Origin of the sequence: Enterococcus plantarum, from assembly GCF_001730295.1 — a bacterium.
GTDB classification, from domain to species: Bacteria; Bacillota; Bacilli; order Lactobacillales; family Enterococcaceae; genus Enterococcus_L; species Enterococcus_L plantarum.
The window spans coordinates 99234-112143 of sequence record NZ_MIKA01000045.1 but is presented as its reverse complement, the minus strand read 5'-3'; the positions used below and the strand labels follow the sequence as shown (position 1 = coordinate 112143).

At 33.7% G+C, this 12910-nt stretch carries 12 protein-coding genes; 4 read left to right on the top strand and 8 right to left on the bottom strand.

What is annotated here, in order from left to right:
- Nucleotides 1–82 precede the first annotated feature (82 nt).
- On the bottom strand, nucleotides 83–562 hold the full coding sequence (gene rlmH, locus BCR22_RS11480; RefSeq protein WP_069655105.1) for a 23S rRNA (pseudouridine(1915)-N(3))-methyltransferase RlmH: 480 nt from the start codon (nucleotides 560–562) through the stop codon (nucleotides 83–85).
- Between the two features lie 423 nt (nucleotides 563–985).
- Between rlmH and BCR22_RS11475 the strand changes: the two genes are divergently transcribed.
- Complete coding sequence (locus BCR22_RS11475; RefSeq protein WP_069655021.1) at nucleotides 986–2302, top strand: S1C family serine protease; 1317 nt, start codon at nucleotides 986–988, stop codon at nucleotides 2300–2302.
- Between the two features lie 153 nt (nucleotides 2303–2455).
- Nucleotides 2456–2740, top strand: coding sequence for a hypothetical protein (locus BCR22_RS11470; RefSeq protein WP_069655020.1), 285 nt, complete (start codon nucleotides 2456–2458; stop codon nucleotides 2738–2740).
- A 198-nt stretch (nucleotides 2741–2938) separates the two neighbouring features.
- On the opposite strand, the gene BCR22_RS11465 is transcribed toward BCR22_RS11470, so the two are convergent.
- Together BCR22_RS11465 and BCR22_RS11460 are read right to left on the bottom strand one after the other, a co-directional pair.
- A complete protein-coding gene (locus tag BCR22_RS11465) occupies nucleotides 2939–3391 on the bottom strand; it encodes a universal stress protein (RefSeq protein WP_069640260.1) in 453 nt (150 codons plus the stop codon).
- Between the two features lie 132 nt (nucleotides 3392–3523).
- On the bottom strand, nucleotides 3524–6385 hold the full coding sequence (locus BCR22_RS11460; protein WP_069655019.1) for a Cna B-type domain-containing protein: 2862 nt from the start codon (nucleotides 6383–6385) through the stop codon (nucleotides 3524–3526).
- Between the two features lie 614 nt (nucleotides 6386–6999).
- Between BCR22_RS11460 and BCR22_RS11455 the strand changes: the two genes are divergently transcribed.
- Together BCR22_RS11455 and BCR22_RS11450 are read left to right on the top strand one after the other, a co-directional pair.
- Nucleotides 7000–7740, top strand: coding sequence for a tyrosine-protein phosphatase (locus BCR22_RS11455; RefSeq protein WP_069655018.1), 741 nt, complete (start codon nucleotides 7000–7002; stop codon nucleotides 7738–7740).
- 163 nt (nucleotides 7741–7903) lie between these two features.
- Entirely contained in the window at nucleotides 7904–8293 is a 390-nt protein-coding gene (locus tag BCR22_RS11450) for a hypothetical protein (RefSeq protein ID WP_069640263.1), read from the top strand.
- Between the two features lie 191 nt (nucleotides 8294–8484).
- On the opposite strand, the gene BCR22_RS11445 is transcribed toward BCR22_RS11450, so the two are convergent.
- From BCR22_RS11445 to BCR22_RS11425, 5 genes are all read right to left on the bottom strand, one after another.
- Entirely contained in the window at nucleotides 8485–9825 is a 1341-nt protein-coding gene (locus BCR22_RS11445) for a dihydrolipoyl dehydrogenase family protein (protein WP_069655016.1), read from the bottom strand.
- Nucleotides 9826–9901: 76 nt separating this feature from the next.
- Complete coding sequence (locus tag BCR22_RS11440; RefSeq protein ID WP_069655015.1) at nucleotides 9902–11023, bottom strand: hypothetical protein; 1122 nt, start codon at nucleotides 11021–11023, stop codon at nucleotides 9902–9904.
- A 236-nt stretch (nucleotides 11024–11259) separates the two neighbouring features.
- On the bottom strand, nucleotides 11260–11877 hold the full coding sequence (gene ytpR / locus BCR22_RS11435; protein ID WP_069655014.1) for a YtpR family tRNA-binding protein: 618 nt from the start codon (nucleotides 11875–11877) through the stop codon (nucleotides 11260–11262).
- 194 nt (nucleotides 11878–12071) lie between these two features.
- Nucleotides 12072–12530, bottom strand: coding sequence for a universal stress protein (locus tag BCR22_RS11430; RefSeq protein WP_111247939.1), 459 nt, complete (start codon nucleotides 12528–12530; stop codon nucleotides 12072–12074).
- A 62-nt stretch (nucleotides 12531–12592) separates the two neighbouring features.
- The gene (locus BCR22_RS11425; protein WP_069655012.1) at nucleotides 12593–12907 is read right to left on the bottom strand and encodes a thioredoxin family protein; all 315 of its coding nucleotides are present in this window, start codon (nucleotides 12905–12907) and stop codon (nucleotides 12593–12595) included.
- Between the last annotated feature and the right edge of the window lie 3 nt (nucleotides 12908–12910).

Sequence of the window (12910 nt, the reverse complement as noted above, 5' to 3'; positions counted from 1 at the left end):
TAATATAGCCCATTCCTTTCCCAAACTTATAATTATCGTCTTAAAAATACAATAATTCTGCATTATCTTTTCAAAAATATCCCTATTTATGATACGGTTCCCCTCGCATTATCCGAAACCCACGATAAATCTGTTCTACCAAAACCAAACGCATCAACTGATGTGGGTAAGTCAATTTTCCAAACGACATCTGTTGCTGACTTCTTTTCATTACCTCATCACTTAATCCCAACGAGCCACCGATTACAAAAGCCAATTGACTCTTTCCATGAATCCCTAATTGCTCAATCTCTTTTGAAAATGCTTCACTACTAAACTGCTTCCCATCTATAGCTAAAACAAAAACATGATCTTGATCCCCTATTTTAGTTAAAATCCGTTCGCCTTCTTTTCTTTTCACCTGAAGCATCTCCGCCTCGCTTAAATTTTCTGGTGCTTTTTCATCGGCTACTTCAATCATTTCGACTTTTGCATAACTTTGCAGACGTTTTAAATATTCATTGATTCCTTGGACTAGGTATTTTTCTTTTAATTTTCCTACAGTAATAATTTTTATTTTCACTCGTTTCACATCTCTTCCTGTTTCCATTTTTCTACTTGTTAACAATTTTATCATGAATGTTTTTACTCTTCCACATACTTTCCCACAAAGTTATACACATATGCACAGACTTATCCACAGTTACAGGTCCAAATATCCTTCATTTCACAGTATTTTGAGATACAAACAGATATTCCCATTTGTTTATCCACATTATCCACATTTTGTGGATAACTTTTTAACAGAGGTTTTCCTCTATTTTTCAACCGTTTTTCACATTTTATTGTGTATAAGTATTTCTTAAAATCATTTTTTCATTGTTTGTATCTGTTTTTCTCCCCAACTTGTTCATAAAAAATTCAAAGCTCTTGGGTAGACTAAAGGTGTCTTGAAAGACTATACTAAATAGAACAAATAATGATAATTAAATAGGAGGTTGCTTGTATGCAAAAAAAAGATGTTACACCTAATTCAGATAAAAAGCAAAATGGCTTATTCAAAAAATTTGGGATTGGTTTAGTTGGTGGGTTACTCGGAGGAGCACTGGCTTTCGGTGGTGCGTATGTGATCACTGGTCAAAGTCCATCTTCTAACTCATCTACCACTACAAACACAGTGAAAGATAATAAAGGAGACACGAAAGTCACTAATGTTAATTTAGACGTAACAAGCGATGTGACTAAAGCCGTCGATAAAGTGAAAGACTCTGTGGTTTCAGTCATCAACTTGCAAAGCCCTAGTCAAAATACTTCTGATGGAGGGTTTGGTAGTATTTTTGGTGGAAACGATGGTAGTCAAGAGGACAGTTCAAATTCCGACGGCAGTGATTTACAAGCGGCCAGTGAAGGGAGTGGCGTGATTTATAAGAAAGATGGTAAAACAGCTTATGTTGTGACCAATAATCACGTAGTAGACCAAGCAAAAGGCTTAGAAGTGGTTTTACATGATGGTACAAAAGTTCAAGGTGAGTTAGTCGGTACCGATTCTTATACTGACCTTGCGGTAATTAAAATTTCTTCTGATAAAGTTGATTCAATTGCTGAATTTGGTAACTCAGATAAACTAAAAATCGGTGAACCAGCATTAGCTATCGGTTCTCCATTAGGTTCCGCTTATGCTAACTCGGTGACACAAGGGATCATTTCTTCATTAAACAGAAATATCCAAAATGAAAATAACGGGCAAGCAATCAATATCAATGCAATCCAAACAGATGCCGCAATCAACCCAGGTAACTCTGGCGGTCCCTTAGTGAATATTGAAGGACAAGTAATCGGAATCAACTCTGTTAAAATCGTTCAATCTGAAAGCCAAGTAAGTGTTGAAGGAATGGGCTTTGCGATTCCAAGTAATGATGTAGTAAATATCATCAACCAATTGGAAAAAGAAGGTAAAGTCACTCGTCCAGCTCTAGGTATTTCAATGGAAGAATTAACAAATGTTTCAACACAACAACGAAAAGAAATCTTAAAACTTCCTGAGTCAGTTCAAATGGGCGTACTTGTTCGTACCGTTCAAACAGCTACTCCAGCTGATAAAGCAGGAATTGAAAGATACGATGTTATCACTAAAATCGATGACAAAGATATTGATTCTGTCACTGACTTACAAAGCGCACTTTATAAGAAAAAAGTCGGCGACAAGATGAAAGTTACCTTCTATCGTGATGGGAAAGAACAAAGTGTAGATGTTGATTTAACTATTGATCAATCCGCACTTAAACAAAACTCATCTAACTCAGACAATTCTCAAAATCCATAATCTCAGTTAAATAAAACTAGGCTGTATTCTTTTCAATGACATGAAAAAGTACAGCCTAGTTTTTTGCTTTAATCATAAAGCTTTATAGGAGGAATAACTCAAAGAATATTGTAGAATAAAGATACAGTAAAAATATTGAAAGAGGGATGCACTATGGCTCACAAATTACGTGAAGAATGGGATAAATTATTTGATAAAAAATATGATTTAGATACAGTAAAAAACGCGAAGCATGATGAAAATGGACATTTCATTACAGGTGACGGTTTGAACACTGAGGTTTTAGGACATCGTTCTATTGAAGATCTAAATGCCATGATGGATGCAGATTGGAATACCTTTTTAAATGATAGTACTTTGTTTACCTCTTTAGAAGAAGGAGAACAAGATAAAGTTCGTTCAAATGGGCCTAGTTTTGCTGAATATAACGGCGACTAGCAAATGTAAGTAAAGTCTATATATCGAATCTACACGTTCTGATGTCGCTGAATAATCACCGACATCTTTTTTTATGAAACTAATTACAGATAAAACTCATCATCAGTACAGCTATGATAGCTCTAAAAAAGCGTAGAAGGTTTTTTCCTCTACGCTTCAAGCTATTTTATTCACGTTCAAATTCAACATAAATCGGGATCATCTCAAAATAAGTAGATTACTAGTCGTATTCTTTATAACATGTTTTGCGACAGATTCTAGTTCTCTTTTAGACAATAATTCATCATAGCTACCTAGGACGATTAAATCCATACTATTTTTTTCGATATATTTATTGATAAAAGATTTTGTACTGCCACTATAAATTGTAGTCACTAATTTGTCTACGCCCTCGGCTTTGACTTTTGAAATAACCTTATCCACATCTTTTTGATAATTTTCGTCATTCTCTTTAATCATATCATATTCATAAGGCATATACATTCCACTATCATATGGTAGATAATTCAGTTGTTCAAGCGCTTCTATTTCAGGTTTGTTAATTAATAAATGAAGTTCAGAATTTTCTCTTTGCGACATAGTAATGACTTCAGCTAATACTCCATTTGGTTCTCCAAATACATCAACCACTGTTACTATTTTTTTATACATAAAATTCACCTCAATTTTTCCTTAAGTATATCATTCATTTGAAATTTATACCTTTAATACAACTTTATATTGGTTTTATTATCTTTTATTTAAGAATTAATTTTTGCGATTCGTGTGCTTTTTATAACCATTTCACTTATGGTATTTTACCTTCTTTAAGCCTACATAACTCACAATTACTATCAATAGTAATCCTATTGCATAGAAAATCCAACTATTTTTTTCTCCCGTTGCTGGATAATCTTTATTAGAGCTATTTTTACTTGGCGTTTTAGGATCATTACCCTTTATTCCATTTTTGGGTATATGGGTATTTGTAATAATAATGTTGCCGCTATTTTCGGCATTGATTGTTGCATCGTATCCCTTAATATTACCTACTTCTTTTACAGTGTAGACAATCAATTGTCCATTTTTTTTCTCTGCCAAATCAGTCCAAGTGGTTGTCCAATTGTTGGCTTCATTTAAGGTAATTTCTTCTCCTGATTTTTCACCATCCGCATATAATTGGACCTTGATGCTGTTAGGACGTATGCCGTCTTGATTGTTTCCATCATTCCACGATTTTGTTACTGTTACGCTGGTTTTTCCTGGCGTATAATGATTCGTAATAGTTGTTCCTTCTATACTTGTTGAATACTCTGGCACATCATTTTCTGTTACAGTATAAACGATCTCTTGCCCATCTTTATACTTAGGTAAGTTATCAAAATGGTATGTCCAGTTATCTTTTTCCGTTACTTCTTTTGAGTCAACTGGTGCTCCGTTGGCTAAAAGGTTTACTGTTATCGTTGTTGGACGTTTACCGTCTTGGTCATTCTTGTCATCCCATATTTTTGTTCCACTGATCTCTGTTACCTCTGGGATATGGGTATTTGTAATAATAATGTTGCCGCTATTTTCGGCATTGACTGTTTTATTGTATCCTTCGATACTTCCTACTTCTTTTACAGTGTAGACAATCGATTGTCCATTTTTTTTCTCTGCCAAATCAGCCCAAGTGGTTGTCCAATTGTTGGCTTCATTTAAGGCAACTTCTTCTCCTGATTTTTCACCATCCGCATATAATTGGACCTTGATGCTGTTAGGACGTATGCCGTCTTGATTGTTTCCATCATTCCACGATTTTGTTACTGTTACGCTGGTTTTTCCTGGCGTATAATGATTCGTAATAGTTGTTCCTTCTATACTTGTTGAATACTCTGGCACATCATTTTCTGTTACAGTATAAACGATCTCTTGCCCATCTTTATACTTAGGTAAGTTATCAAAATGGTATGTCCAGTTATCTTTTTCCGTTACTTCTTTTGAGTCAACTGGTGCTCCGTTGGCTAAAAGGTTTACTGTTATCGTTGTTGGACGTTTACCGTCTTGGTCATTCTTGTCATCCCATATTTTTGTTCCACTGATCTCTGTTACCTCTGGGATATGGGTATTTGTAATATTCACTCCATCACTAATTGCTGTATAATTAGGAACGGAATTTTCTGTCACTGTATAGTCAATCTCTTTCCCCTCTTTGTATTTAGGTAAATCGGAAAATTCATATGCCCATCCTTCATTTTCTGTAACATTCTTTGTTTGAATTATTTCTCCATCTGCTAATAAATTGACCACAATAGATGAGGGGCGTATCCCATCTTGATTATTTCCATCTTCCCATGATTTGACTCCTTTTAGGTCAACTGTTTCAGGTTTATACGTATTGGTTAAAAGAATAGCTTTTCCTTCATCAGTCGAATTTATACTCAAATCATATTTTGAATCAAGTTCTTCTCTAGCCGTATAATATAGAGGATTTCCATTATTATCTTTTATTGGTAAGTTCCCCCAGATATACTCCCAGCCATTTTCTTCATTTAGCTCTTGTACCTCACCAAATTTAGTTTCATTGCCTTGTGTCAGGCTTTCGTTACTTGTATGTGTGTATGGTTTATCGCTCTGATATAATTGTACAGGTAAATTCAACGGACGTATGCCATCTTGATTATTTGAATCCTCCCAATTTTTCAACACTGAAAAAGATGTTTCGGATAAATCTAAATCAATACTGGTTCTGGTAGTTAATGTCCTTTCAATTGGTTGATATCCACCGAGTGGTTGAACTCCACTTGAAACAAATACCAAATAGTAGGGATGTCTAGTCGTGAGCATTGTATCTATATTAAAATAAATGACCGCATCATCGGCTTTATCTTTATCAATTAGGTCTTTCGGTATATCTATAGAGATTGTTCGCTTATTGTAGTCTTTATTGATTGTAGCATCTTTCGTAATATCAGTTATTTTGGAATTTTTATACAGTTGTACCCCTATATTTATCTCTTCATCCTTTACTTGAAGTAATTTTTCTGTTTCTTGATCGATATTGTCTTCAAATTGCAATAAGTAATTATAATTTGTACCATCGTCACCGTTTGGAATAATCTCTTTTGCGTTGATTTCAACGTTATTTATTTTGTTAATCACTTCTTGATACGAAGTATCATCATTGGTCTTTGTTTGCGCTTCTTTGTATAGATCTTTTATTAAAGGATTTGATTCAATTAACTTATTATCAAATTTTCCTCCAGTTAATTTCCAAATAACAACTTGTATTGCAGAATATCTAGTTAACTCGTTTGCATCACGATATCCTTCAACATTTGGTACAGAATTCTGAGTATATTGATTTTCGTAGAAAGTTTGCATCAACCATAGTACTGAGCCAGATATTTTTTCATTCATATCTACTTTATAATCTTGACCTGATGGATAGTATTTACTCTCATCCAAACAAAAATATAAATTTTTATCATTATCGACAATCGTATATAATCTAGAATTCAATAAATTCAAATTAACTAGCTTAACATCAGGATTACCTTTTAAATTCGTATCTAAACGAACATTTTTAATTGGTTCTGGCGGTAAAATAGTCGCCTCCGCCTTGGCAACTTTAGGCAAACAAATAAAACTAAAGAAAATCAACAATAAATATATGTATTTCTTCATCTTTTCATCTTCTTTCTTTTTTATAATTGCATATAAACGGAGTAGTATCTGATTTCCAATAACATTTCAAAGGTAATTTTTAAAGTAAACATTTTTTCTAATTCACTAGAATATACATGTTCTTTTATTAAAATCTACTCACTATTAAAACGTTATTGAAAATCTTATTCTGTATCAAACAGTTTAGATTATACATTACCTTTAGAAATTATAAAAACCGGACACTTGTTATTTAATTATCACATCATGAAATGAAGTTTTCTCTTCCCTAGATATTTAGAGTATCATCTGATTAACTAACTATTCAATATTAATATTTAATTTTATAATATTTTTAATTTAATTTCAAAATAACTGTTTTTATAATAAAAAAAGATGATACACAAGGAGTTTCTCCGCCAATTAATATTTTCTTTTTAAAAAAATATATTTTCTAATAAAATAAAAATTTACACTAAAAATACAATTAATCCTCAATATACTTCTATAAAAATAGAATATTAATTTTTTATAAAGAGTCGCTACTATTAACAATTTCATCTGTCTATTTATTTTACATCCGCAAATATCGCGAGTATTATTACATATACAAATTATGTAGAAAGGTGTTTATTATGATAACAAATTTAAGAGATATAGGTGGCATTACCGTACCTACAGGAACTTTAAAAGAAGGCTATTTCTATCGAAGTGGTCAGTTAGTTGGATTAGAGAAAAAAGACATTCAATTTTTAGAGGATGATTGTAGAATCAAAAAGGTCTATGATTTTAGAAACAAAACAGAAATCTCAGAGCAGCCAGATATGGATATGAACAACATTAAAATAGAGAATATTGATATATTAGCATCTGAGGATTCATCTAGCATCGCTTCTTTACAAGGAATGTTAGATATTGACCAAAGTGATGTCGAAAAAGCGATGTTTGAAACCTATGAGGAACTTGTAATCAGTAATTCTGCACTGTCTGGTTATAGTAAGTTTCTTACGGAAATTTTAGAAGAAAATCAACCTATTCTATTTCATTGTTTTGCCGGGAAGGATCGTACTGGATTTGCAGCTGCTCTTATTTTAAAAATAGCTGGTGCCTCTGATCAAAGCATCATGGACGATTATCTAAAAACAAATGAATCTAGAAAATCAGCAAATAAACAAATTATTGACTCACTGAAAAGCAAACTTACTGAACAGCAATTAAACGCTTTGGAACTTGCTTTAAATGTTGATAAAACGTATTTATGTCATGCAAAAAAAGTTTTAGAAGAGCATTTTGGTTCTTTTGACAATTATTTACTTGAGGGATTAAAACTAGATACTGATTATGTAGATCAATTCAGAAAAAAATTCATTGTTTAGCAGTTATTGAACATAACCTATCTCAGAAAACGAGGTTGAGATAGTGGCTTCTGTTCCTACCGCTTATTCGAGTTGTCTAAATCGTAGAGGTATGTCCCAATCTCGTTTTAAAATTAATACACTACCATAAAAAAAGATCTGCTAGCGAATGGATGGTTATAAAGTGAAGGAAGAATTAAAAGACATCATCTCATATATTCCAATTATTTTTGTTCTTGCATATATCTTATTATTAGCAGATAAAACAGCTAAAATAGGTGTCTTTGGTACGATGATTACATTGTTGATAAACACTGATAACTATGAACTAAAGTATAAAAAAAAAATAAGTGAATCTACTAAATTAAAAATTTTAAAATTTAAAAATATTGCACTTACCTTTTATTGCAGTTGCTACATAACTGGGATTATAAATATTTTCATTACAAACGCTACTCTTCATACAGTAGTAAATTTAGTATTTCCTAGTATATTTTTTTTGATTATCTGGTTATATGTTCAAAAAATAATCCCTACAACGATTGATTATATGGAAAAAAACAGAAAAAAATAACAATGGTATGATTTTAAATTTTTCCGTCGTAATCATAACAAAACAATTCCTTTTAAGAAGTTTTTCTATGAATGCCAACTATTGTCAAGACTGATATAGCGAGTATTCATCGTGCTATTCTCCTCACTAACAGGGTGAAGGAAACTCAAAGATTGAATTTCCTTCACTCGCATCGATTTTTCTATATTATTTTAATGATACGCTCTTAACACATCGTTCGCTAATGATGGGTAAGCAAAAATGATTTTTTTCAGCTCTGATTTAGTCCATCCCGCATGCAATGCCATTGTAAAATAATTAATAAACAAATCCGCTTGATTACTTAAGCTAGTTGCACCAACTATTCTATTATCACTTTTCTGATATATAACTTTTACTAACGCAATAGTGTCATTATTTTTTTTATATTCTAGCCAATCAGTCATATCAATCGTTTCAACGCTATATAGATCTTGATGTTCTTTGGCGTGGGAAATTGAGATGCCTACTTGGGCTAATTTAGGTTGACTAAAGGTGGACATCACGGATAATGGATAGTCTATGTTTTTCAGCCCATCTCCGGTCAAATGTTCGACTAAATAGTCTGCCTCCCAAACTGCATATGTAGCTAGTTTTGGTACAGGAGTGTTACTACAATCTCCACATGCATATATAGTTGATATGTTGGTTGTTAGATACTCATCGACGACAATACCGTGTTGATCTGATTCAATCCCGATCCTTTCAATTCCTAAATCAGATATATTTGGTATTCTACCAGCAACACAATAAATAGCATCTGCTTGATACTCGATACCTTTAGCCGTTATGGCACTATAATTGTCTCGATTCTTTTTTACTGCAATAAGCTGTTCATCAAAATGATAGTTTATTCCACGACTTTTATTTAACTCAATCAGCTTATAAACAAGTTCTTGGTCAAAGGCAGCTAAGGCTCGCTCATCATGCTGGATGACAGTCACTTCTGTATCAAAAGCTTCAGCAATGGTTATAAAGGCGAACGCAATAATCCCAGCCCCAATAAAAATTACTTTCTTCGGCAACTCTTTTTGCGTCAAAAAATCAGTACTGTCTTTTAAATAGTCGCTACCTTCAATTTGTAATGTTCTACTTTTTGCACCTGTTGCTATCACAAATTTTTCCCCTTCATATTGAGTGCCAGCTACTTCAATATGATGCTCATCCACAAATATTGCTTCTCCATAAATTGTATCGATTCCAGCCTTTCGCAATGCTGTTTCATGCTCTAGTGATTCAGTGTTCTCGAGTGAATCTATATAGGCCATAGCTGACTGCCAGTTGGGCGTTAGTTCATTTACCGCACCTGTTTTGGCTAGTTGCTGTGCAGTAAGTTTTAGCTCTGCAAAAGCAACCAACTCTTTTTTTCGAGTACTACCGTAATTTGCAACCGCGCCACCAAACTTGTTAGCTTCGACAATAGCAACACTCAACCCTTTTTTATTTAGTCCGTAAGCAATCGTCAAACCACTTAATCCACTTCCAATAACAATCACATCATACGATTTTGTCATACACTCACTTTCCCATCTAGTTAATTTTAGCTTAGAATGTTTCGCTCTTTACTAAATATTCTTTTTAGTGATTTTATTATTCTTGAAGCAATTTTTTGGTATCGATCCTTAAAACTCGATCAACCCATACTTTTTCGTTTTCTCGATAAGGTTTAGCAGCAGACTCAAAAATCGCATATATTTGTCCTTCACTTGCTGATACTTGTTCTGCATGAGCCGGCATATCAACCACTTTCTCTATATCATTATCTAAAAAACTTTTTTTGTTTGTATTATAATTAAATAGTAGTAATTTAGAGTTTTTGAACGCACCATAAGATTGAGTAACAACTAGTTTATCTTCAACAAACGTAATCCCTTGTAACTCTTTAACGATTGTTTCATTTGTTTTGCTTTTATCTATATCCATAGTTGTGTGGATTACTTGCTCCGAAGCCAATTGCCCTGTCATTTTCCCTCTTTCATCTAAAGGGTACTGTTCTAACTTGCCATCTGATTGACTATCAAAATAGCCGACATATATATTTTTATTTGAATACGTAATGACTGACGCTCTTTTTACTTGTGGTAGTTCTACTTGTTGTGTGTACTTGATTGGTTGAAGCGTATTTTTTAATTCATAGTTTTCTATACTGTCCATTGGAATCGCAACAATTTCTGCTCGATCTTTATGGCGAGCGCAAACCCAGACATTTTTTGCAATCGGATCATATGTGATCCCTCCAACATGGGGATAGCCTTCAAGAACCACTGTTTTTATATACTGATGTGTATTCTTATCCAGCACATAAAAGACTGAATTATGTTTATGTTCATGACAATAAGAAGAAATAAGTAAGTAATCGCCTGCCATCGTGACTCCTTGTGGTGTCATAGAATCGCATTCAACGATTGTTTTTATCTGATTATTTTCAAGTGATGTTGTACTAAGTAACCCCGGTATCACATACATGCCATTTTCCCTTTTTCCTTCTTGGGATTCGACAGCTAAATTATACAATTCTGAATATCCGATGATTGCTTCAGCCTGTTGCTCGTATGTTTTATAAATGGCAGATGTTACATTCGTCATAGCTTCTTGCTGTTTCTCTATGTCTGTTGATAATGCCGAATCGTGTTTATTATTGAGTTTTGAACAACCAGAAAAAATCGTCATGAATGAAAGAAAAAGTATCATCCCCTTAAATCGAGTCTGCATAAAATCTCCTCCATTTCCAAATGCTTTATACTTCTTCTATTTCTTTAATTCTATTTAAAAAAATGATAAGTTGCAAATCTAAGGGCATCACTTTTTAAAAAGAGTCGTTTTTATAACAACCTATTCTCAATTAATAGATAGATTTAGCGTAATTAGAATAAATGAATAGGGACTGGAAGAAAACACCAAGTGTTTTCTTCCAGTCCCTAACAACTAATAAATAGATTTAGGTACATTTATTTCCCAACAGGAAAGGCTTCGCCAATTACTGCATCAAAAGGCAATTCTAAAATTCCTTTTTTCGCTGGCGCATCAGGTAAGCGTAATTCACCTGCTGAACAAATCATGCCAAAACTTTCTACACCACGTAAAACTCCTGGCCAAATCATCAGACCATCTGGCATCATAGCACCAGGTTTTGCAACAACGACTTTTTGTCCAGCTTTGATATTTGGCGCTCCACAAACGATTTGTAGTACTTCGCCGTTATCTACTTCTGTTTGAGTGATAGATAAATGATCCGAATCAGGATGTTTTTTACATGATTTAACGAAACCGATGACCATCTTCGGATTATTTTCTTTGGCTAGCGTTTCGGAAAAACCAACGTTCGCAAGTTCTTCATTTACTTTTTTTAATTGTTCTTCGGTCAATTCTACTTGACCATTGCCTTCAATATTCCCTACAATCGTTGATGCCTCAAAAATATTCCAAGCCACAACTTGATTCCCTTCAGCTACACATACTCGTGCCACGTTCCCTTTACGTTCCACAGCGTTTTCTTGCCCTTTATCATCTGCAGCGATGACCATCAAGACATCACCGACGTGTTCTTTATTATACGCAAAAATCATTTTTTTCACTCCATTTTATCTTTTTTCTATTATACTGCTTTTTAACGATACTGTATTTCTATTGCTTGTCTCATCTTAACAAAAAATTAGCATCCCTGCATGAAATTCCTTAGATATTTTATTGTTTGCTCCAGAAAAATAAGTGAAACAAAACGGTTACGCCTTGCTTCACCTATTTTACATGTTCTATTTTGTTACTTTTTTGCCTCAGGATGGACAATCAAAACATCACATGGAGCTTGACGTATGATATAACTGCTGACACTCCCCATCATCAAACGCTCTACTGCATTCAATCCTGATTGGCCAACCATGATCAAATCAACATCATATTTTTCTGGTAAATCTTGGCACATCACTTCTTTAGCTGATCCGTAATTTATGACTGTTTCCACTTGAGTAAAATCAACACTTTTTGCGTATGCTTTGCAGTCATCTAGTAGTTCCTTCGCATTATCTGTTTCTTGATCTAACAAACTATCATTTAAAGAAGAATACCCCATCATCGTATAGACTTTATTTTCAATCACATGCGCTATAATCACACGACCATTATTTCTTTTAGCAACTTCAATTGCTTGTTGATACGCTAATTTCCCTTGATCGCTACCGTCTACACCCACTAAAATAGTTTTATAGGTTTGTGTTAACACAGTCCTCATCTCCCGATTGTTTTATTTTCTCTTGAATCGGCTCGCTACTGTCGATTATTCTCTCAACTGATGCTTTTTAAAAAGGTTGTGATTTCTTCTTTTGTTTTGCGGTCTTTATTTACCAATCGACCTAACTCTTTCCCTTGATCGGTCACCACAAAACTCGGAATGCCAAATATAGTCCACTCTGAAGCAAGATCCATGAACTTGTCTCGATCCACTTCAATAAAACGAAACGCTGGAAATGCTGCTTCGATTTCAGGCATTACTGGTTTAATAAAACGACAGTCACCACACCAGTCTGCAGTGAAAAAGAAAACACTTTTTCCTTCTGAAACGTATCCTGCTAGCTCTTCATAAGATGTCGGAATAATCATAAG